The following is a 20,451-nucleotide window of genomic DNA, read 5'->3' as shown; positions in this document are numbered from 1 at the left end:
CGGCCGCGGAGGTGAACGTGCCCACGGAGTCCGGGACTTCGGAGCCCTCGGCCACGGAGCCCCGTACGACGCAGCAGCCCCGGACCGCCGGACCCCGTCCGGACGACAGGGCCGGGGACAACAGGGCTGGCACGACGGCGGACAAGCCAGGGGACAAGACGGCGGACGAGCCGGCCGACAGGGCCGCGGAACGGGCAACGGACCCGGCAAGGCAGTCACCCGGTACCTCCGACTCCGATGCGCCGTGGCACGATGCGCGCCCGGCCTCCGGCGACGGCGGCGGTAGTGGTGACAGCTCTGGTGACGGTCGTGGTGACGGATCCGATGACGGTCGTAGTGGCGGCCGCGGTGAAGAGGGCTCCGACGGCGATTCGGCGGAGGGGGAGGCCTGATGGATGTGCTCGACGTCCTCTGGCGGCTGCTCGCCGTCCTGCTCGCCTTCCTCGTGCTGCCACTGGTGGTGGGGCAGGCCGAGCACAAGGCGATGGCGCACATGCAGGGCCGTGTGGGCCCCATGTACGCGGGCGGATTCCACGGCTGGGCGCAACTCGTCGCCGACGGTGTGAAGTTCGCCCAGAAGGAAGACATCGTGCCGGACGGCGCGGACCGCCGGGTCTTCCAACTGGCCCCCGCCATCGCCCTGTTGCCGTACCTCGTGGTGCTGATCGTGATCCCGGTAGGGAAAGGCGACATGGTCGGCCAGGTGGTCGACGCCGGCGTCTTCTTCGTGCTGGCAGTCATGGGCGTGGGCGTGCTCGGCTCGCTCATGGGCGGCTGGGCCTCCAACAACAAGTTCTCGCTGCTCGGCGGGCTCCGCACCGCCGCACAGCTGATGGCCTACGAGCTGCCGATGCTGCTCGCGGCCGCCTCGGTCGCGATGGCCGCGGGCACCCTCTCCCTCCCCGGAATCCTGGACGCCTGGGAGTGGTGGTGGCTGCCCTGGCAGATCATCGGCGGCCTGGTCTTCTTCGTCGCCGGGCTCGCCGAACTCCAACGGCCCCCGTTCGACGCTCCCGTGGCCGACTCCGAGATCATCTTCGGTGCGTACACCGAGTACACGGGGCTGCGTTTCGCGCTCTTCCTCCTCGCGGAGTACGCCGGGATCGTCGTGCTCTCCGCGCTGACTGCCGTACTTTTCCTGGGCGGTTGGCACGGCCCGTTCGAAGACGGGCTCGGCTGGGTGTGGACCCTGCTGAAGACCGCGGTGCTCGCCTTCGTCGTCATCTGGCTCCGGGTGAGCTATCCGCGGCTGCGTGAGGACCAGATCCAGCGCGTCGCCTGGACCGTGCTCGTACCACTCGCTCTCTTTCAGATCGCCCTCACCGGCGTCGTCAAGGTGGTGATCCAGTAATGCCCGTGCCCGGCTCCGGACTCGCCAAGGGCCTGGCCGTCACCCTGCGCACGATGACCCGCCGTTCGGTCACCGCGCACTATCCGGACGTGCAGCCCCAACTCCCGCCGCGCAGCCGCGGGGTGATCGGGCTGTTCGAGGAGAACTGCACGGTCTGCATGCTGTGCGCGCGCGAGTGCCCGGACTGGTGCATCTACATCGACTCGCACAAGGAGACGATGCCGGCCACCGCCCCCGGGGGCCGTGAGCGCAGCCGCAACGTGCTGGACCGCTTCGCCATCGACTTCGCCCTGTGCATGTACTGCGGCATCTGCATCGACGTGTGCCCGTTCGACGCGCTGTTCTGGTCGCCGGAGTTCGAGTACGCGGAGACCGACATCCGAGACCTCACCCACGAGCGCGACAAGCTCCGCGACTGGATGTGGACGGTGCCGGAGCCGCCCCCTCTCGACCCGGCCGCCGAGGAGCCGAAGGAGATCGGCGCCGCGCGCAAGGCGGCGGACAAACTCGCCGCCCAGCAGGCCGAGTCGGAGCAGCCGGATCAGGCCCAGGCCCAGCAGGGTCCGGAGCAGGCATCGCAGCAGGACGAGCCGGGTGCGCCCGGCCGGGCCGAGCGGGAGGGCGACGCGTGAACCTCGCCGCAGCCGCCCACCCCGGCTTCCTCTCACCCACCGGGGTCGAGATCGTCTTCGTACTGGTCGGACTGGCGACACTCGGCTCCGCCCTCGTCACCGTCACCACGAAACAGCTCGTGCACGCCGCGCTGTGGCTGGTGGCGGCGCTGGGCGGAGTCGCCGTCGAATACCTGCTCCTCACCGCGGAGTTCATCGCCTGGGTCCAGGTCCTCATCTACGTCGGCTCGGTCGTCGTACTGCTGCTCTTCGGGCTGATGCTCACCAAGGCGCCGATAGGGCCTTCACCGGACGCCGACTCCGGGAACCGCCCTCTGGCGCTCGCCGTGGCCCTGGCCTCCGCCGGCACGCTCGTGACGCTTGTCGTCGACGCCTTCCGCACCACCTGGATCGACCTGGACACGTCCGGTGGAGCTTCCGCCGAGGGCTCCACCAGGGTCACCGGCGAGTCGCTGTTCCGCGCGTGGGTGCTTCCCTTCGAGGCGCTCTCCGTTCTGCTGCTCGCGGCGCTCGTCGGCGCGATAGTCCTCTCCCGACGGGGCTCCGCCCCCGAACAGGACCGGACACCGGAGGGGAAGCGCTGATGCATCTCGCGTATCCAGCCGTACTCGCCGCGCTCCTCTTCAGCATCGGCATCTACGGCGTCCTCGCACGCCGCAACGCGATCCTCATGCTGATGTCGGTCGAGCTCATGCTCAACGCCGTCAATCTCAACCTCGTCGCCTTCGACGTGTGGCTCCGCGAGACCCTGCACACCGGTCAGGCACTCGCCCTGTTCACGATCGCCGTGGCCGCCGCAGAGATCGGCATCGGGCTCGCCATCGTGCTGCTCGTCTACCGCAGCCGCGGCACCTCCGACATCGACCGGCTCAGGGACCTGCGAGAGAGATCAGAGGCCGAAGCAGAAGCCGACGGGATCCCGGACGACCCCGACGGCCCGTACGGCGACGACGCCGGCGGCACCGGAAGTGCGAAGTACACCGACGACAGCGGGAGGCAGACCGCGTGAGCACCACGACCCTCGCCGCTCTCGTCCCGCTGCTGCCCTTCATGGGCGCCGTCGCGGGCCTCCTCGTCGGCCGCCGCGCACCCGGCTTCGCCCGGCCGCTGGCCGTACTGCCCACGCTGCTCGCCACGTTGCTGGCAGTGGTCGTCGCCATGCGCCAGGGCGGCGGCGAGCCGATCAGGGCGGCCACCGAGCTGACGCCGACGGGTGACGCCTCCCTCCCCGTCGAACTCGCCCTCAACCTCGACGGGTTCGCGGTCCTCGTCGCCGTACTCGTCGGCGTCGTCGCCTCCTGCGTGCAGCTGTACTCCACCGGCTACCTCCGGCGGGACCCGCGGTACGCGAGCTACGCCGCCTTCGTCTCCCTCTTCACCGCGGCGATGCTGCTCGTCGTCTACGCCGACGACCTCATCGTGCTGCTGGTCGGCTGGGAGATCATGGGCATCTGCTCCTACTTCCTCGTCGGGCACTACTGGGAGACCCAGGCCGCCCGCGCCGCGTCCATCAAGGCCTTCCTCGTCACCAAGCTCGGTGACGTGCCCTTCCTCATCGGCATCCTCGTGCTCGCCTCCGAGGCGGGCACGTTCCGCATCAGCGGCATCACCGGCAAACTCACCTCCCAGCTCGCCCAGTTCGAGCTGGGACACCCGACGGTGATCGCGCTGCTGCTGCTCGCCGGAGTGGCGGGCAAGTCCGCGCAGTTCCCACTGCACACGTGGCTTCCCGACGCGATGGCGGGCCCCACGCCGGTCTCCGCGCTGATCCACGCGGCCACCATGGTCGCCGCGGGCGTCTACTTCGTCGCCCGGCTGCTGCCCGTCTTCGCCGCCTCCACGGCCGCGCTCGTCGTGCTGGCGCTGATGGCCGCCGTCACCATCGTCGGATCAGCGCTCTCGGCGCTCGCACAGGACGACATCAAGCGCGTGCTCGCGTATTCGACGATCGGCCAACTCGCCTACATGGCAGGTGCGCTGGCCGTCACCGACCGGGGCGCCGCCGTCTTCCACCTGCTCGCGCACGGCGCCTTCAAGGCCCTGCTCTTCCTCGCCGCCGGCGTCGTCATCCACGCCGCGGGCACCAACTCGCTCGCCGCCATGTCCCGCATGGGCGGGCTCACCAAGATCGCACCCGACGCCTACTGGACGATGACGATCGGGCTCCTCGCCCTCGCCGCCATCCCGCCCTTCAGCGGCTTCTTCTCCAAGGAAGCGGTGCTCGGCGCCGCGGAGCACGCCGCGTTCGGCGACGGACACGGCGCGGGCAGCACCCCGGCCGCGGGCTGGATCGTCCTCGTTGCCGGAATGCTGGGCGCGCTGCTGACCGCCGCGTACGCGACGAGGCTGTGGCTGCTCGCCTTCCGCGGTGAGGGGCCCCGCGCCTCCGCCGAGGAACACGGCCGCGAACCCGCCGTGATGAACATCGTGCTGTGGGTCCTCGCCGTCCCCTCACTCGGATTCGGGCTCGCCTACGGCGTCCTGCCCGGCTGGTTCGACAGCGACTCCCTGACCCCGTCGCTCGTGACATCCGTTCTGGCGACCGGAGTCGCCCTCGTCGGCGTCCTGGTGACGTACGGGGCATGGCGGCACACCACTTCTCTCGCCGCTTCGCGCGCGCCCATGGGCGCGGTCGCCGCACACCCGCAGAGCGACCCGGCGCTCTCCGAGGCCGAGGCCATCGCCACCCACGAGCCCGCCTACGGGGACATCGCGGCAGCGCCCGACCCGGCCGATCCCAGCCGGCTGCTGCTCGGCCCGCTGCACGACGCCGCAGCACACGGCTTCCGCCTCGACGCCGCCTACACCGCCCTCTTCGTACGTCCGACCCGGGCCGCCGCACGCCTCGTCCGCTTCATCGACAGCACCGTCGTCGACACCTACGTACGGGGCGCGGGGGCGGGCACCGGGCTCCTCGGCACGCTCGTACGCCGCACGCAGACAGGCAACACCCAGACCTACCTCAGCGCGCTGGTGGTGGGCTCCCTGGTGCTCGCCGTGGCCGTCGTCCTCGTCGCCGCCGGAACCGGGGGAGTCCGACCGTGATCTCCGTCAGCAACACAGTCATGCAGGCGCTCCTCGCCGCCGTCCTCGTCATCCCGCTGGCAGGCGCGGCCGCCGCGCTGCTCCCGGCGCCTCCCGGGCTCAAGGGACGCGATCCCGGACAGGCCGTGCTGCGGCACGGCGTGACCGTCACGGGCGTCGTCCTCGCCGCGGCGGTGGTGCTCGCGGTCGGCTTCGACACCGACCGACCCGGCGTCATGCAGGCCGAGTCGAACGTCAGCTGGATCCCCTCCCTCGGCATCCGCATCCACCTCGGGGTCGACGGGGTCTCCCTGCCGCTGGTCGTACTGACCGCACTGCTCACCTTCCTCTGCGCGCTCTACAGCTACGGCGCGAACAACTCCGCCTCCGGCGGCTCGTCCTCACAGGCCGCGGAGGCCGCGACGGCTGAGGGGCCCACGGAGCCCACAGGTTCCTCGACGGGCCCGGCGTCGACGGGAGGCAGCCCCCAGGCGTTCGTCGCGCTGATCCTCCTGCTGGAGGCGGGCACCCTCGCCACGTTCGCGACGCTCGATCTGATCCTCTTCTTCCTCGCCTTCGAGATGGTCCTCATCCCGATGTACTTCCTCATCGCCCGCTGGGGCGGTGCCGGAAGCGGGCCCGCCGCCTGGAAGTTCATCCTCTACACGCTGCTCGGCTCCGTGGTGATGCTGCTCGGCCTCCTCCTGATCGGCTTCAAGAGCGGCACGTTCGACATGGTGGCGCTCGCCACCGACAAGCACGCGGGGCTGACCCACACCACGCAGGTCCTCGCCGTGCTCGCCATCGGCATCGGCCTCGCCGTGAAGACCCCGATGTGGCCGCTGCACAGCTGGCTCCCCGACGCGCACACCGCCGCACCGACCGTCGGCTCGGTCCTGCTCGCGGGCGTCCTGCTGAAGATGGGCACCTACGGGTTCGTACGCATCCTGCTGCCCGTCGCACCCGAGGGGATGCGCACCTTCGCGCCCTACCTGGGGGCGTTCGCCGTCGTCGGCATCGTCTACGGCTCCCTGGTCTGCCTCTCCCTCGCACGCCGGGGCGCGAAGGGCGACTTGAAGCGGCTCATCGCCTACTCGTCCGTCGGTCACATGGGCTTCGTGCTGCTGGGCATCGCGACGCTCACCCCCACCGGCGTCAACGGCGCCCTGTTCGCCAACATCGCGCACGGCCTCATCACCGGGCTGCTCTTCTTCCTCGTCGGCGCACTCAAGGAGCGCACCGGCACCACCGATCTCGACACCCTTTCCGGTGACACGGGAGGAGCGCTGTACGGCAGCGCTCCGCGCTTCGGCGGGCTGCTCGCCTTCGGCGCCGTGGCCTCCCTCGGCCTGCCCGGACTCGCAGGATTCTGGGGCGAGATGCTCGCCCTGCTCGGCGCGTACGACCCCGCCGCCGGACTCAGCCGGGCGGCCTTCGTCACCTACATGGCACTCGGCGCCCTCGGCACCCTGCTCACCGCCGGCTACCTGCTCGTCGTCGTCCGCCGCGTGTGCATGGGCGACCCGCAGGACGCACCGGACGACCACGACAGCCGGGAGCGGCTGGAACTCGGCCACGAGGCGACCCCCGAAGCCGGCCGCAAGGGGAGCACCGTGACCGCCCGCCTCCCCGACGTGCACAGCTACGAATACGCGGCCTGGACGCCCCTCGTACTCCTCACCGTCGCCGCCGGCCTGTGGCCCGCCCTCCTCCTCGGGCTCACCGACCCCGCCGTGCAGAACCTCCTGCCAGGAGTGAGCCGATGACCGCCCTCACCCACGCGGCCCAGCTCTTCGCCGACGAGCCCGCGCAGTCGGTGCAGTCCGTCGACTGGCTGGCCATCTCACCGCCGACCGTCGCCGCCGTCGCGGGGCTGGCCGTCCTGGTCGCCGAACTCTTCCTCCCTGAGCGCGGCAAGCGTCTGCTCGGCCCGGCCTCCGCGGCCGCGCTGCTGCTCTCGGCACTCCCGCTGCTCTTCCTGCGCACCCGTCAGCTGGAGACCTTCTGCCTTCCCGGCGAGGCGGGCGCCTGCAGCTACTCCGCGGACACCCTCGCGCTCGTACTGCAGTTCCTCGTGCTCGGAGCGGCCTTCGTCACCGCACTGATCTCCATGCCGGCCGTACGCGACCTCGAACTCCCGCCAGGCGAGTACTGGTTCCTGCTGCTCTCCGCCACCGCCGGGGCGGTGCTCGTTCCCGCCTCCCGCGACCTGGTCACCCTCGTCATCGCTCTCGAGGTCGCCTCGCTGCCCGCCTTCGCGCTCGTCGGACTGCGTCGCGGCAGCAGGCGCTCGGCGGAGGCCGCGCTGAAGTTCTTCCTCTCCTCCGTCACCGCCACCGCCGTGACCCTGCTCGGAGCGAGCTTCCTGTACGCCGTGACCGGCACCCTGCACTTCCGGGGGATCAGCGAGGGCCTGACCCGTGCCGACCCCCAGCTGGCCACGCTGGGCACCGCCGGGATCGTGCTCACCCTCGTCGGCTTCGCCTTCAAGGCCGCCGTCGTCCCCTTCCACTTCTGGGTGCCGGACACCTACGTGGGTGCGCCGGTCCCCGTCGCAGCCTTCCTCTCCGTGGTCGGCAAGACGGCGGGGCTCTCCGGCCTGCTGCTCCTCCTCGTGCAGGCCTTCTCCTCCCGCGCCGAGATCTGGGGGCCGGCCCTCGCCGTACTCGCGGCCGTGACCATGACCGCGGGCAACGTGGCAGCGCTGCGCCAGCGAGCGGACCGGCCGCACAGCGCGGTGCGTCTGCTCGCCTGGTCCTCGGTCGGACAGGCCGGATACCTGCTCGTGCCGCTCGCCGCCGCCGCACCGGACGCCGGTGCGCACCCCCAGCAGGCGCTCTCCTCCGCTGGCGCCACCGTGGCGTATCTGCTGATGTACGCAGCGGTGAACCTCGGTGCCTTCGCCGTCGTGGCCCACATCAGCCGCACCAGCAGGGCCAACCGGCTGGAGGACTACCGCGGCCTGTACGCCGCACAGCCCCTGGCCGCCCTCGCCCTCGGTTTCTTCCTGCTCTGCCTGGCAGGGCTCCCGCCGGGCGTCATCGGCCTCTTCGCGAAGGTCGCGATCTTCTCCACGGCAGTACAGAACGGGCTCGGCTGGCTCGCAGTGATCATGGCCGCCAACGTGGTGATCGCGCTCTACTACTACCTTCAGTGGACCGCGCTCGCCTTCCGCAAGGGCGAGACAGAGGTGACGACCGTCAGCGCCGCCGGAAGCGGAGGCTCCGGACAGCTCGCGCGTCCGCGCATCGCCACCCCGCTGTCGGTCACGATCGCCCTGACCGCCGCGGTCGGGATCGTCCTCTCCGTGGACCCCGATCTGGTGCTCACGTTCGCCGCCGAGGGGCTGCGCTAGCGCCCAGGCGTGGGCGGCACCGGCCGGCGCGTGGCCTCCTTCACGTTGTGCCTGGCAGGGAACTGTTGTCTTCGGCCTCGCGTTGACCAGGGCGAGAGGGTCCACCGGACCGTGGCACGACCACCCGGCCAAGGGTTCCCCCTGCTGCACCATCTGGAGGGCGTACTGTGCACCGGCACAACGGGCTGCGGACAGCCCTGCTCCTGGGGGGACTGTCCGCTCTCATCGTCTTCGTCGGCAGCTTCTTCGGCCGGACGGGGCTGCTCGTCGCCCTCGTGCTCGCCCTGGGCACCAACGGCTACGCGTACTGGAAGAGCGACAAGATCGCCCTTCGCGCGATGCGGGCCCGCCCCGTCAGCGAATTCGAGGCGCCGGAGCTCTACCGCATGGTCCGTGAGCTGTCGACGGCCGCCCGGCAGCCGATGCCCCGCCTGTTCATCTCGCCGACCCAGGCGCCGAACGCCTTCGCCACCGGCCGCAACCCGCGTCACGCCGCCGTCTGCTGCACGGACGGAATCCTCCGCATCCTCGACGAGCGTGAGCTGCGCGGTGTCATCGGGCACGAGCTGAGCCACGTCTACAACCGCGACATCCTCATCTCATCGGTCGCCGGAGCCCTCGCGTCCGTGGTGATGTTCCTCGTCAACTTCGCCTGGCTGATCCCCTTCGGACGCAGCGACGACGACGAAGGCCCCGGCCTCCTGGGCATGCTGATGATCATGATCCTGGGTCCGCTCGCGGCCATGGTGATCCAGCTCGCCGTCTCCCGCTCCCGCGAGTACGAGGCGGACGCCTCCAGCGCCCAACTCACCGGCGATCCGCTCGCTCTCGCCTCCGCGCTGCGCAAACTGGAGGCGGGCACCCAGCAGTTGCCGCTGCCGCCCGAGCCCAGGCTGGAGACGGCGAGCCACCTGATGATCGCCAACCCGTTCCGCCGTGGCGAGGGCATGACCCGGCTCTTCTCCACCCATCCGCCGATGGCCCAGCGCGTCGCCAGGCTGGAACGCATGGCGGGCCGGCGCTCGTAACGCCCAGGTGCCCGCTCGGCACGGCGGGCCGGGGCGTCCGTACCGGATGCTCGACGCAGGGCGACTTCAGCCGCCGGCTGCACCGCGGGCACGCGGCGCGACAAATGAGAAGGGCACAACGAGGGCAGCGGACGACGAGGTGAACCTCGGCGATCTGCCCCCGCTGTGCCCCGCAAGGCAACGCCGGCTGTGCCCCAAGGCAACGCCGGCAACGTGTGTGCAGGTCAGGGAAGTTGGTCAGCGGTAGTTCACGAACTGCACCGGGAAGTCGAAGTCCTTGCCCTTCAACAGCGCGATGATCTCCTGAAGATGGTCGCGGCTCTTGGAGGAGACGCGCAGCTCGTCGCCCTGCACCTGGGCCTTGACGCCCTTGGGGCCCTCGTCCCGGATGAACTTCGCGATCTTCTTGGCGTCGTCCTGGGCGATGCCCTCCTTCAGGGACGCGAAGATCTTGTATTCCTTGCCGGAGGCCTGCGGTTCGCCCTCGTCCAGTGCCTTGAGCGAGATCCCGCGCTTGACCAGCTTGGACTGGAAGATGTCGAGGACGGCCTTCACCCGCTCCTCGGCGTTGGCGCGCATCTCGATTCGCTCGCCCGACCACGCGATCGACGCGTCCACCCCGCGGAAGTCGTAGCGCTGCGAGATCTCCTTGGCGGCCTGGTTGAGGGCGTTGTCGACCTCCTGCCGCTCGACCTTCGAGACGATGTCGAAACTGGAGTCGGCCATGGTGAGTTGGCTCCTCGTAAATAGATCCGTCAGAGACGCGGCCCGCGTGCGAACCGCCGGGTCAGCCTAGCCACTGAGCACCGCTCTCACCCCTGATCAACCGGGTGGCGAAGCACCCCCGGTCATCGGGTATGGTTTACCCCGTTGCCACGGAGCACCGCCCCTAGGCGGGCCGGGCAGCAATCCCAGGCGGTGTGCCCGAGTGGCCAAAGGGAGCAGACTGTAAATCTGCCGGCTCAGCCTTCCTAGGTTCGAATCCTAGCGCCGCCACAGGACAGAAAACCGGCCCCTGACCAGCAAGACGGTCAGGGGCCGGTTTCGTTTGCGATCACTGCGCCGCACCGTGGTTCCCCGCGGTTTCGCCGCCCGAACCGGCACGGGTGCTGTGCCTCTGTGAAGCGGGACATGGTGCGAACTCGACCGCATACAGTGCTTCTATGAAGGTGCTTCTGACGGACACCGCGTCTACGTCGTGTCCATCCCGCGAAACACTCCTGTACGGGCCGAGGGTCCTTGCGGGTCCTACGGGTTGGCGAGTGGCCTTCGACGTTCAACCGAAGCGATCCGGGCAGGCCGCCCACGTGTCGACTGTTCCGAGGAGCGGACAGCTCATGGGGAGCGACACTCACCGTGGGCCCTGCAAGTCTTCGCCTGATCCCTTCGGACGGGCCTTCGCCCGACGATGACGGGCGGCCTGTCCGGCTGCCTCGCAGTGGTTCCGCATGACAGAGGGCATCGCGCTGGCGCTGCTCTGGACGTGCGGGACGCATGCCTCTCTCGCGAAATACGCCTCATGCCGGCACTCGGGTACGCCCATGCCGTTGAGCGAACTCCACTGGGCGAATGCCGCCAGGAATGCCTTCCATGATCACACTTCAGGAGCCCGAATCCCATGCCGTCCGACGTCGCGCCGATACCGCCGCTCCCGGCCCATCAGCTGCTCGTGTTCCTCCTTCAAGTCGGGCTCCTCGTACTGCTCGCAGTGGTGTGCGGACGACTCGCAACCCGGTTACGGATGCCGGCGGTGACGGGGGAACTCTGCGTCGGCATCCTGCTCGGCCCCACCGTCCTGGGCAATACGGCCCCTGCCCTCGCTGAGTGGCTGCTTCCCCGCTCAGCCTCCCAGTTCCATCTCCTCGACGCACTCGGCCAGATCGGCGTCGTCCTCCTGGTCGGCGTCACCGGCATGGAAATGGACACGAGGCTCGTACGCCGCCGGGGCACCGCCGCCCTCAGCGTCGGTCTCGGCGGCCTCTTACTGCCCCTGGCTCTGGGCTTCGCCGCCGGCTGGGCGGCCCCGGGAAGCCTGATTCCGGAGAGTAGCGACCGCCTTGTCTTCGCGCTCTTCATCGCCGTCGCCCTCTGCGTCAGCGCTTTGCCCGTCATAGCCAAGACCCTCACCGACATGAACCTGATTCACCGGAACGTGGGCCAACTCACCCTCGCCGCAGGCATGGTGGACGACATCATCGGCTGGATCCTCTTGTCCGTCGTCTCCGCGATGGCAGTCGGCGAGGCCGACACCACCAGCGTGGCGGCCCCGCTCGCAGCCACCGCCCTCGTGCTGGCCTGCACGTTCCTCATCGTCCGGCCCCTGGTCCGGAGAGGCATGCGGGCAGCCGAGCGCTCCGGCGAGTCCGCCACCACGGTGGCCGGAGCCACAGCACTCATTCTCCTCAGCGCCGCCGCAACGCACGCCCTCGGTTTGGAGGCCATGTTCGGGGCATTCCTCGCCGGCATGCTCATCGCCTCCGGCTCCCACAGCGTCCGCGCCCGCCTGGCCCCGCTACGAACCGTCGTCCTCTCGGTGTTGGCCCCACTGTTCTTCGCCACCGCCGGCCTCCGGGTCGAGCTCGGGGCGTTGACCCACCCCCAGGTCCTCGCGGCCGCCGCGGCACTCCTGGTGATCGCTGTCGTCGGCAAGGTCGCAGGAGCCTACTTCGGCGCACGTGTCGCCGGCATCGGCCCATGGGAGTCGCTCGCACTCGGCGGCGGCCTGAACGCCCGCGGCGTCATCCAGCTCGTCATCGCCACGGTCGGGCTGCGCATCGGCGTCCTGACACCGACCGCATATACGTTGATCGTGCTCGTGGCCATCGCCACGTCCCTGATGGCACCACCGCTCCTGCGCTTCGCCATGCGTCGCGTCGAACAGACCATGGAGGAGGAACTACGCCTGCGGGACTGTTCCTTCGTTCCCGAGAAGCCGAGCGGCAGGACCCCGGATGCACAGGTCTGAGAGCCATGAAAGAGGGACAGTCACCTCTTGCACCCGTTCCATGCGGTGAACAGGTGCCTTGCCGAGCGAACCCGACCAGTCGCGTAGCACTGCCGATCTCGAAGTATGTGCCGTCAATGCCCACGCTCCACCCGATGCGTCACCTGCGTATCAGTGGCACGAGCCAGGGTGACTGAAGTGGGTGCTGGCAGCTTGCGCCGCCACAGGAACGAAAACCGGCCCCTGACCAGCAAGACGGTCAGGGCCGGTTTCGTTCGTGACCACCGCGATCCCGCGGCTCCACGCGCTTCCCGTCCGTCGGGCGCTCGCTCCGGGGAAGGCCTCACAGGCTCACGACCGAGCGACAGCGCTCCTACTTTTCGTGCTCCCTGCGCACCATCTCGGTGATCCAGGTGGGCGCGAACGGAGACGTGCAGCCCGGGGACGTCGGGTAGTCCTTGAGCACCTCCAGCCGCTCACCGATGCCGATCGCACGGGTGCGGTGTTCGGGGTGCTCGATCCCGATCTGGGCCAGGCAGTGGTTCATCGCCCACTGCAGACGATCCGGGGCGTCCTTCATCTCCGCCTCGATGACATCGAGCAGTCCTGTGAGGTCGAGGCCCTCGGGCTTCCTCGCCACGCGTTCGGTGGTCAGCGCCCAGCCGGCACTCGCGACCGCAGGATCCGGATCGTCGGACCAGGCCAGGCGCAGCTCTTCGGAGTGCGGGTTCTTCTTGACCACGTAGTTCACGAGCCAGTCCTGCACCTTGGGCGTGCGTGCCTCGCGCATCATGACGTCCAACTCGTCACGCCCGAACGCCTTCGGGCGGCAGATCAGCAGCGCCAGCAGTCTCGCCGAGGTGTCACCCGCCTCCCAGAGCCGGCAGGCGAGTTCCTGCTGCGTCTTGAGCCGTTTCGCGAGTGCGCGCAGCTTGCCGAGGTTCACACCGTGATCGTCACCGTGCCTCTCGTTCACCTCGCGAATCCTCGGGTCCTCGAGCTCGGCCAGTTCGGCCGTCACTTCGGCCACTGCCGTCTCGGTCAGCGTCGTCTCGGCCACCTCAGCCTCCATTGCATGACGGGCGGGAGTCAGCCTACGCGCGAACAGTTCGAGCGCTTCTCCGCATGACATGACCTGATTCGACCGGCGGCGTAGCGCGCGTTCACCAGCGACGCCCGGCCCGGCTCCGCCGGAACACGGAACCCGACTTGCTGAGAGCGGGGCTTTCTGTCGTGCCGCCCGCTCAGCGATGCTGTGCCATGGCGAGGGGACGGACCGTGAGACGACGTGCCGCGCCCCAGCCGGCAGTCGCACCGCAGCTTGAGGAGCCCCTGTGCCGTTTCCCGCCGTCGTCCCGCCGCACAGCCCGGTGCCCCTGGGAACCATCGTGACCATGCCCGACCCCCGGGTCCTGGAGCTGTGCGTCCTGGCGGGATGCGACTGGCTCTTCGTCGACTGCGAGCACGGCGCGATCGCGCTGCCCCAGCTGGGCGCGCTGTTGGCGGGCAAGGGCTCCACACCCGCCCTGGTACGGCTCCCGGCCGACGACGAGCAGCACGTCAAGCAGGCGCTGGACGCCGGCTGCGAGGGGATCATCTGCCCGCGGGTCGAGGACGCGGAGACCGTCCGCCGGCTCGTCGACCACGGCAAGTACCCGCCGCTGGGCAGCAGGTCCGTGGGAATCGGAAGGGCACACGGCTACGGGCTGAACTTCTCGGGCCACCTCGCCGAGGCGAACGAGTCGACCTCCGTGGTCGTCCAGATCGAGAGCGAGGAGGGCGTGAGGAATCTCGATGAGATTCTCGCCGTCCCCGGCCTCGGCGGCGTTTTCATCGGCCCGTACGACCTCTCGGGAAGCATGGGCGTGCCCGGCCAGGTCGAGACGCCGGCGGTGCGACGGGCTGTCCGTCACGTGGTGGACAGCTGCAAGGAGGCCGGTGTGCCGGTGGGCCAGTTCTTCGGTACGCGGGCTGCCTTCGACGCGGCCGAGAGCCGGGATCTCCACGACTTCGCCGCGATCGGGATCGACACCGTGTTCCTGGCCACCGCGGTCGCGGATGCGACGCGTCCGTCCGGGAGCTGAACCGGGAGCAGGCTCACCCTGACGGCACCGACGGCACAGATAGCCACGCCACCCGACGACCCCCCCGTCCGTGGCCCTTCCCACATCGCCTGTGGACGCAGCCGTCACCCGTGAGAGTCTCCGTTGATGCTCCTTGAGACCTCCCGGCTCCGCCTGCGCCGTTTCCTTCCCGGCGATGCGCCGGTCCTCGCGGCCTACCGCTCCGACCTGGCGGTGGCCCGTTACCAGGGGTGGACGGCGCCGGTGTCCCTGAGCGCGGCCGCCTCACTGGTGCGGGAGTTCGCCGAGGGCGATCCCGGTCGGCCGGGGTGGTTCCAGTACGCGATCGAGCTCAAGGACGACGGAGCTCTCCTCGGCGATGTCGGCGTGAACCTGCACGACAACCGCATGCAGGCCGAGCTGGGCTTCACCCTTGCCGCGGACCGGCAGGGACAGGGGTACGCGAGCGAAGCGGTACGCGTCGTGCTGGACGATCTCTTCACGCGTGGCGTGCGCCGCGTATCGGCGGAATGCGACGCCCGTAACGTCCGCAGCGCCCGGCTCCTCGAAAGGGTGGGGTTCGTTCAGGAGGGGCGACGCCCCGAGTTCACCTGGATCAAGGGTGAGTGGACGGACGACCTGCTCTTCGGCCTGCTGGCCACACAGTGGGGTGAGACATGACCGTCCCCCGGCAACTGGCCCCGCTGGAGGCGGAGACGGCCGCCACGCGGTACGTCTGGTACGCGGCTTTCGGCTCCAACCTGTTCCGCGCCCGTCTGAACTTCTACCTCTCAGGCGGCACGCCGCCCGGCGCAAGCTGGCACCATCCCGGCTGCCGTGACCCCCGGCAGCCCGAGCAGGCCGTGCCGATCATGCTGCCCGGTGAGCTCTACTTCGCTCTCGAATCCAAGGTCTGGACGGGCGGAGTGGCGTTCTACGATCCCCTCGGCGAGGGCCGGGCGGCGGCTCGCGCCTATCTCGTCACGGCTCAGCAGTTCTCCGACATCGCGGCTCAGGAGATGCACCGGGAACCCGGCGCCGACCTGGACCTGACCGAGGTACTGGCAACGGGCCGCTCCGAGTTGGGTCCGGGACGCTACGAAACGCTCGTGTGCCCCGGTCTTCTCGACGAGCATCCCGTGCTGACCTTCACCGCACCCTGGGCACGTCACGACGTCACGTGCAACGCGCCCTCCGCCGCGTACCTCCAGCAACTCGCCTTCGGGCTCGCGGAGTCCCATCCCTGGTCCGGCGAACGCATCGCCCACTACCTCTCGACGCGACCGGGAGCAGCGGGCCACTGGACGGCCGACGCCGTCGCCGCCCTTCTCTCGCCACCGTCCGTCGGTGCCGCCCCGGCACACAGTCCAGAGCCCTTGGCGGACAGCCGCCCGGAGTCCGGCCTGCGATGACACGGTGCTGACTCGGCGGCCCGAGGGGTGCCACGGCGCCGGCACGAGGGCTTCACCTGCTGCGAGCCGCCACGGGTAAGCCGTCGGCCCCGTCAGGAGCCGGCAGTCAGCTCCCCTTCACCGCCCTGATCGAGTACATCAGCGGGAGGCGCGGGTGCCCCTCAGGGAAGCGGTAGTCGAGAGAGCCATGGCGCTCCATCTGCGGAAAGCGCTTGAAGAGCAGGGTTTCGTGCTCGTGCAGGAACTCGATCCGGAGCCCGGCCCCGGCCAGTGCCGTCACCACGCCGCCGAGCGTGTGCTGCCACTGCACCGACGTCGTACGGGTGAGCGTGGGCCCGTCGGTGTAGGTGAAGGGCGACTCGGAGGTGCGGCCCTCAGACTGGAAGTAGTCGTGCTCGACCGTCCGCCCGTCCTGCTCCAACAGCTCGGTCAGCGGGTGGAATTCGGCGAGGTACAGCGCTCCCTCCTCCTTGAGGAGAGAGGCTGCCGTACGGGCCCAGCTCGTCAGGTCCGGCAACCAGACCAGTGCTCCTAACCCGGTGTAGACGATGTCGAAGAGCTCGCCGTCCAGGGCCGAGGGAGCTTCGTACACGTCCGAGACGACGAAGCGGGCGCGGTCCGCCATGCCGATGTCGGCAGCCAGCTCACGCGCGGTGCGAATGGCGTCCTCGGAGAAGTCGAGCCCGGTGACGTCCGCCCCGAGCCGTGCCCACGAGAGCGTGTCCTGGCCCATGTGGCACTGGAGATGGACGAGGCGGCGCCCCGCCACGTCGCCGACCTCGGGAATCTCGAACGGGCGCAGCGTAGAGACACCCTCCCGGAACCGCGGCAGGTCGTAGAAGTCGCTGGCCGAGTGGACACGCACCCGGTCGTTCCAGTTCTGCCGGTTGTGCCACAGCCAGTCTCCGTCGGCGTCAGTCATGACCCGGGACCGTACAAGTCCGGGTCTCCGGTCCGCTCCGGATTTTTCGCCCGGCCCCGCACCCGCCGCACCGCACCGGCCGCCCCCCGACGGGGAGGCGGCCGGCATGGGACGGAGACGGCTCCGGACCGGCACATCCGGTCCGGAGCCATCGCCCCGTTGGTGCTAGGACATCTGGGATGTCTGGGACGTCTGTGATCGTGTGCCCATACCGGCGCACAACGCCCAGATGATGAACACGTCTATCGCCAGCGTGATCACTGCCCAGAGCGGGAAGTAAGGCAGCCACATGAAGCTGGCGATCATGCCCAGGCCGGCAAGTGCTACACCGATCCATCGGGCCCACGTCGCCCCGGTCATCATGACTGCGATGCCGGCGACAGCGATCGCCGCGCCCAGGAAGAGATGGACCCATCCCCAGCCTGTGAGGCTGTAATCGAACGCGTAGTTGTTCGTCGACGCGAACACGGAGTCCTCGCGCAGGGCTGCGACCCCCGAGGAAACGGCGAGCAGCCCTCCGAAGAACATCAGGGCGCCGGCCAGCTTGGTCCAACCGCTGGAAATCGTCGGTTTGCCGGTACGGCGCACGGCGGTGCCTGCATGCGCTCCACCGGCGGCATGAGTTGCCATGTCGAGACCCTCCTCCTGCCAGGTCTGCCTTCACCTGTTCAGGTGCTTACGTCCCAGTCTGAGCACATTGTGAGTAATCTGCTACCGGAGAAGTTCTGCCAGGTCAGAGCCCCCTTCGGCGCCCTTGTCCAGGCAGGTGCCATCCGCCACCCGCGCCTGCGTCAGGAGTCCCGTGACCCTCGATGTGCTGCCGCTGTCCATCACGATGCTGGCCGGGCCACAGATCATCTCGGCCATCATCTTCACGACGACACAGCGCCCCTACCGGCTCTCCGGCGCCTTTCTCGCCGGAGTCCTGATCTCCACCCTCGCGGGCACCGCGGCGGCGTACGGGCTGGCGAGCCTCATCGATCTCCACGGAGGCCTGGGCCAGAAGTCCGACCGCGGCTCCGTCGGCCGCATCATCCAGTACGTGCTGGTCGCGCTGCTCGTGGCGCTGGCCGTGAAGAACTACGTGCGCCGCAAGACCGCCGAGCCGCCGAAATGGCTGGGCTCCCTGCTCACCGCGACCACCCTCCGGGCCCTGACGTGCGGACTGCTGCTGATCGTGCTGATGCCGTCGGACATCCTGATCATGCTCACCGTGGGCATCGACCTGCGTGGCGGGGACTCCGGGTTCTGGGGTGTCCTGCCGTTCCTCGGCGGGGTCATGCTGATCGCCGCGCTGCCGCTGCTGGCCTTCACGCTTCTCCACCCCTGGATGAAGTCGGCGATGCCACGGGTCAGGGACTGGCTCAACTCGCACAGCTGGCTGGTCAACATCTTCTGCTGTGCCGTCTTCATCCTGATCATCCTGGGCGGCAGCTGAAGCCGCGGTACGCGCTCCGAGGTTTCCCGAGCAGCACTCCCGGCCAGGCGTACCAGGGCGATCGCCCACGACGGGCGGGCGGTCGCGGCACCCGAGGAGACAGGTGGCAGTGCACGTGACGGAGGCGGCAGAGCAGCGACGGACGGACCTGCCGGGCACCGGAGGCCTGCCCAGCCGCGACGACTGCCGCCTCGCGCTGCGCCGGACGCCTGTATCCGTCTGGAACGACGACGTCACCGACTGGGCCGCCGCACTCACCTACTACGCCGTGCTCGCGGTCTTCCCCGCCCTGCTCGTGACCGTCTCGGCGGTGGGCCTGGTCGGTACGGAGGCGACGCAGGTGCTCATCCACCGCGTCACCACCCTCCTCCCCGCCCAGTCCGGCGACCTCATAGCGGGGATGCTCAGGGACATGGCCGACCAGAAGACCGCCGCGTGGCTGCTCGCCGTATTCGGCACGGGCGGGTCGCTGTGGTCCGCCTCCAGCTATCTGAGCGTCTTCCGCCGGGCCCTGCACACGATGCACGGCGTCGAGGACACCCGCCCGGTGTGGCGGACCGTGCCGCGCATCGTGGTCACCGCACTGACACTGCTCGCGCTGCTCGTCACTAGCGTGTTCGCGCTGGTGCTCAGCGGTGAGGTGGCCCGTTCGGTCGGCGAGTTCCTGGGCATGGACCAGGTCGCCGCCGACGCCTGGAACACCACCAAGTGGCCACTGCTGGTGTTCCTGGCCGCGGTGCTCGTACTGATCCTCTTCCGGTCGGGTCCCGCCGGGACCCGCGGCGTGCGCAACCGGGCTCCCGGGGGCGTCCTCGCCGTGCTGCTGTGGCTCGTCGCCTCACTGGGCTTCGCGCTCTACGCCTCGCACGTCGGCACCTATCACCGGATGTACGGGTCCCTCGCGGGCATCGTCGTGTTCCTGGTGTGGCTGTGGATGTCCAACCTCGCGCTGCTCATCGGCGCCCAGTTCAACGCCGAACTCCTGAAGCTGCGCCGCCCCGGGGGGCGTTGAGCCCCTCAGCAGTGCTTCACCCGCCGACGACGGTCCCGACGGCCTCCTCGACGGGGGTGTCCCCGCTGATCAGATCCAGCGTCAGCCCGGACGTACCCGGCGCGTGCAGGAGAGCGCCGAGCACCGCCGCAACGTCGTCGCGGGGCACCTCCGCGCGCCCCGTCTTCTCGGCGAGCTGCACCTTGCCGGTGCCGGGGCCGTCGGTCAGCCGTCCCGGGCGCAGCACCGTCCAGTCGAGCGTGTCGCGCGTACGCACGGCGTCGTCGGCGGCCCCCTTGGCGCGCAGGTACGCGGCGAAGACGGGGTCCATGCCGGCGGGCGGTTCGGTGAGCCCGGAGTCGGCGTTCATCGAAGAGACGATGAGGTAGCGCCGTACGCCCGCGCGCTCCGCGGCGTCGGCGAACAGGACGGCTGCCGCGCGGTCCACCGTCTCCTTGCGGGCGACGCCGCTTCCCGGGCCGGCTCCCGCGGCGAAGACCACCGCGTCGGCGCCCTCCAGATGTGCGGCGACCTCGTCGACCGAAGCCGACTCCAGGTCGCAGACGACGGGTTCGGCGCCCGCCGCCACCAGGTCGTCAGCCTGTGAGGGGTTGCGGATGATGCCCGCGACCTCTTCCCCCCGCCCGGCGAGCAGCCGCTCCAGCCGAAGGGCGATCTGACCGTGTCCACCAGCGATGACTGTGCGCATCCCTCGACCGTACGCCCATGGCATCCGAGCCGCCTCCGGCCCCGCGTCCGCTGAGCCGGCGTCAGCCCTGGGACTGGCGCGGCAGATCGAACTCCGACGTCCCCGTGAAGTCGCAGAACTCGCGCACCGCGCTGGTGCGTGCCACAACGCGCCCCCGGTGTACGACGATCCGGCTGTAGGCGAGAGACAGGGCACCTGCCAGTTCCGTGCCGCGCACTGCAACCAGCTCCGCGGGGAAGCCCGCCTCCACACGCACCTCCGGCAGGCCCATCGCCATGCGTGCCTGCCCGCAGATGGTGTCGTAGGCGACCTCCGGACGTGCCTCTCCGTGCGAGGCCAGCAGATAGGCGGCCTCCAGGGGATCGCCCCTGCCGACCGTGTTGGCGGCGTCCCGCATCGCTCCGCTGCCCGCGGCCACCGAGACGCCGGCCGCGGTGAGCAGCCGTACGGGCGCCACGCGCGAAGGGACCGTGGGCGAAGGGCGTTCCATCACACCGCAGTTGCCCTGCGGCAGACAGATGACGGTGACCCCGGCCGCCGTCGGGCACCTGTGACAGCAGCAGCGGGTGGTAGTGATCGTTG

At 69.8% G+C, this 20,451-nt stretch carries 19 protein-coding genes, 1 tRNA gene and 1 pseudogene; 15 read left to right on the top strand and 6 right to left on the bottom strand.

The genetic code is table 11. The annotated features are described in order from the left end of the window. Positions 1-388: 388 nt before the first annotated feature. The 8 genes from H5J26_RS15185 (at position 389) to htpX (ending at position 9,390) form a co-directional block, all read left to right on the top strand. The gene (locus H5J26_RS15185) at positions 389-1,351 is read left to right on the top strand and encodes a complex I subunit 1/NuoH family protein (RefSeq protein ID WP_181766382.1); all 963 of its coding nucleotides are present in this window, start codon (positions 389-391) and stop codon (positions 1,349-1,351) included. Continuing rightward, a complete protein-coding gene (locus tag H5J26_RS15180) occupies positions 1,351-1,983 on the top strand; it encodes a NuoI/complex I 23 kDa subunit family protein (protein ID WP_181766379.1) in 633 nt (210 codons plus the stop codon). Before H5J26_RS15185 ends, H5J26_RS15180 begins: the two co-directional genes overlap by 1 nt. Then, the gene (locus H5J26_RS15175; RefSeq protein WP_181766378.1) at positions 1,980-2,567 is read left to right on the top strand and encodes an NADH-quinone oxidoreductase subunit J; all 588 of its coding nucleotides are present in this window, start codon (positions 1,980-1,982) and stop codon (positions 2,565-2,567) included. The genes H5J26_RS15180 and H5J26_RS15175 overlap by 4 nt, the downstream gene beginning before the upstream one ends. Beyond that, the gene (nuoK, locus tag H5J26_RS15170) at positions 2,567-2,992 is read left to right on the top strand and encodes an NADH-quinone oxidoreductase subunit NuoK (RefSeq protein WP_181766377.1); all 426 of its coding nucleotides are present in this window, start codon (positions 2,567-2,569) and stop codon (positions 2,990-2,992) included. Before H5J26_RS15175 ends, nuoK begins: the two co-directional genes overlap by 1 nt. Beyond that, positions 2,989-5,028, top strand: coding sequence for an NADH-quinone oxidoreductase subunit L (locus H5J26_RS15165; RefSeq protein WP_181766376.1), 2,040 nt, complete (start codon positions 2,989-2,991; stop codon positions 5,026-5,028). The genes nuoK and H5J26_RS15165 overlap by 4 nt, the downstream gene beginning before the upstream one ends. Positions 5,029-5,048: 20 nt before the next feature. Continuing rightward, complete coding sequence (locus H5J26_RS15160) at positions 5,049-6,773, top strand: complex I subunit 4 family protein (RefSeq protein WP_181766381.1); 1,725 nt, start codon at positions 5,049-5,051, stop codon at positions 6,771-6,773. After that, positions 6,770-8,362 (top strand): NADH-quinone oxidoreductase subunit N, encoded by a 1,593-nt coding sequence (locus H5J26_RS15155; protein ID WP_181766375.1) that lies wholly within the window; start codon positions 6,770-6,772, stop codon positions 8,360-8,362. Before H5J26_RS15160 ends, H5J26_RS15155 begins: the two co-directional genes overlap by 4 nt. Before the next feature lie 167 nt (positions 8,363-8,529). Beyond that, the gene (gene htpX, locus H5J26_RS15150; RefSeq protein ID WP_181766374.1) at positions 8,530-9,390 is read left to right on the top strand and encodes a zinc metalloprotease HtpX; all 861 of its coding nucleotides are present in this window, start codon (positions 8,530-8,532) and stop codon (positions 9,388-9,390) included. Between the two features lie 237 nt (positions 9,391-9,627). Here the strand turns inward: htpX and H5J26_RS15145 are convergent, their stop codons facing one another. Then, the gene (locus H5J26_RS15145) at positions 9,628-10,116 is read right to left on the bottom strand and encodes a YajQ family cyclic di-GMP-binding protein (RefSeq protein WP_181766373.1); all 489 of its coding nucleotides are present in this window, start codon (positions 10,114-10,116) and stop codon (positions 9,628-9,630) included. A gap of 188 nt (positions 10,117-10,304) precedes the next feature. On the opposite strand from H5J26_RS15145, the gene H5J26_RS15140 reads away from it, so the two are divergent. Together H5J26_RS15140 and H5J26_RS15135 are read left to right on the top strand one after the other, a co-directional pair. Then, positions 10,305-10,386, top strand: a tRNA-Tyr gene (locus H5J26_RS15140). 622 nt (positions 10,387-11,008) lie between these two features. Then, the gene (locus H5J26_RS15135; protein WP_181766372.1) at positions 11,009-12,355 is read left to right on the top strand and encodes a cation:proton antiporter; all 1,347 of its coding nucleotides are present in this window, start codon (positions 11,009-11,011) and stop codon (positions 12,353-12,355) included. Between the two features lie 352 nt (positions 12,356-12,707). Here H5J26_RS15135 and H5J26_RS15130 read toward each other — a convergent pair whose 3' ends face one another. Further along, the gene (locus H5J26_RS15130; protein WP_210771358.1) at positions 12,708-13,406 is read right to left on the bottom strand and encodes a DNA alkylation repair protein; all 699 of its coding nucleotides are present in this window, start codon (positions 13,404-13,406) and stop codon (positions 12,708-12,710) included. A 262-nt stretch (positions 13,407-13,668) separates the two neighbouring features. On the opposite strand from H5J26_RS15130, the gene H5J26_RS15125 reads away from it, so the two are divergent. The 3 genes from H5J26_RS15125 (at position 13,669) to H5J26_RS15115 (ending at position 15,809) form a co-directional block, all read left to right on the top strand. Next, positions 13,669-14,418, top strand: coding sequence for an HpcH/HpaI aldolase family protein (locus tag H5J26_RS15125; RefSeq protein ID WP_181766370.1), 750 nt, complete (start codon positions 13,669-13,671; stop codon positions 14,416-14,418). A 126-nt stretch (positions 14,419-14,544) separates the two neighbouring features. After that, a complete protein-coding gene (locus H5J26_RS15120; RefSeq protein ID WP_181766369.1) occupies positions 14,545-15,078 on the top strand; it encodes a GNAT family N-acetyltransferase in 534 nt (177 codons plus the stop codon). Then, entirely contained in the window at positions 15,075-15,809 is a 735-nt protein-coding gene (locus H5J26_RS15115; protein WP_235980726.1) for a histone deacetylase, read from the top strand. Before H5J26_RS15120 ends, H5J26_RS15115 begins: the two co-directional genes overlap by 4 nt. A 106-nt stretch (positions 15,810-15,915) precedes the next feature. Here H5J26_RS15115 and H5J26_RS15110 read toward each other — a convergent pair whose 3' ends face one another. Then, a complete protein-coding gene (locus tag H5J26_RS15110) occupies positions 15,916-16,731 on the bottom strand; it encodes a class I SAM-dependent methyltransferase (RefSeq protein ID WP_181766368.1) in 816 nt (271 codons plus the stop codon). A 165-nt stretch (positions 16,732-16,896) separates the two neighbouring features. After that, positions 16,897-17,361: a DUF7144 family membrane protein gene (locus H5J26_RS15105; RefSeq protein ID WP_181766367.1), complete on the bottom strand. Its 465-nt coding sequence runs from the start codon at positions 17,359-17,361 to the stop codon at positions 16,897-16,899. A gap of 172 nt (positions 17,362-17,533) precedes the next feature. On the opposite strand from H5J26_RS15105, the gene H5J26_RS15100 reads away from it, so the two are divergent. Then, positions 17,534-18,169: a GAP family protein gene (locus H5J26_RS15100; protein WP_181766366.1), complete on the top strand. Its 636-nt coding sequence runs from the start codon at positions 17,534-17,536 to the stop codon at positions 18,167-18,169. Positions 18,170-18,272: 103 nt separating this feature from the next. Further along, positions 18,273-19,181, top strand: a complete 909-nt coding sequence (locus H5J26_RS15095) for a YihY/virulence factor BrkB family protein (RefSeq protein ID WP_309237922.1) — start codon at positions 18,273-18,275, stop codon at positions 19,179-19,181. 16 nt (positions 19,182-19,197) lie between these two features. Here H5J26_RS15095 and H5J26_RS15090 read toward each other — a convergent pair whose 3' ends face one another. After that, positions 19,198-19,869, bottom strand: coding sequence for an SDR family oxidoreductase (locus H5J26_RS15090; RefSeq protein ID WP_181766365.1), 672 nt, complete (start codon positions 19,867-19,869; stop codon positions 19,198-19,200). A gap of 61 nt (positions 19,870-19,930) precedes the next feature. After that, positions 19,931-20,451 (bottom strand): annotated as a pseudogene (locus H5J26_RS15085) (hydrolase); the annotation flags it as partial.

Origin of the sequence: Streptomyces albidus (ex Kaewkla and Franco 2022) (genome assembly GCF_013870515.1) — a bacterium.
GTDB lineage: Bacteria > Actinomycetota > Actinomycetes > Streptomycetales > Streptomycetaceae > Streptomyces > Streptomyces albidus.
Note: the sequence above shows the minus strand (reverse complement) of the source record. Positions and strands in the feature narration are given on the sequence as shown.

Coding starts and splice junctions, on each gene's coding strand:
- H5J26_RS15180 (WP_181766379.1), top strand. CDS start 1,351: ATGCCCGTGCCCGGCTCCGGACTCGCCAAGGGCCTGGCCGTCACCCTG.
- nuoK (WP_181766377.1), top strand. CDS start 2,567: ATGCATCTCGCGTATCCAGCCGTACTCGCCGCGCTCCTCTTCAGCATC.
- H5J26_RS15160 (WP_181766381.1), top strand. CDS start 5,049: ATGCAGGCGCTCCTCGCCGCCGTCCTCGTCATCCCGCTGGCAGGCGCG.
- H5J26_RS15155 (WP_181766375.1), top strand. CDS start 6,770: ATGACCGCCCTCACCCACGCGGCCCAGCTCTTCGCCGACGAGCCCGCG.
- H5J26_RS15145 (WP_181766373.1), bottom strand. CDS start 10,116: ATGGCCGACTCCAGTTTCGACATCGTCTCGAAGGTCGAGCGGCAGGAG.
- H5J26_RS15135 (WP_181766372.1), top strand. CDS start 11,009: ATGCCGTCCGACGTCGCGCCGATACCGCCGCTCCCGGCCCATCAGCTG.
- H5J26_RS15130 (WP_210771358.1), bottom strand. CDS start 13,406: ATGGAGGCTGAGGTGGCCGAGACGACGCTGACCGAGACGGCAGTGGCC.
- H5J26_RS15120 (WP_181766369.1), top strand. CDS start 14,545: ATGCTCCTTGAGACCTCCCGGCTCCGCCTGCGCCGTTTCCTTCCCGGC.
- H5J26_RS15115 (WP_235980726.1), top strand. CDS start 15,075: ATGACCGTCCCCCGGCAACTGGCCCCGCTGGAGGCGGAGACGGCCGCC.
- H5J26_RS15110 (WP_181766368.1), bottom strand. CDS start 16,731: ATGACTGACGCCGACGGAGACTGGCTGTGGCACAACCGGCAGAACTGG.
- H5J26_RS15105 (WP_181766367.1), bottom strand. CDS start 17,361: ATGGCAACTCATGCCGCCGGTGGAGCGCATGCAGGCACCGCCGTGCGC.
- H5J26_RS15090 (WP_181766365.1), bottom strand. CDS start 19,869: ATGCGCACAGTCATCGCTGGTGGACACGGTCAGATCGCCCTTCGGCTG.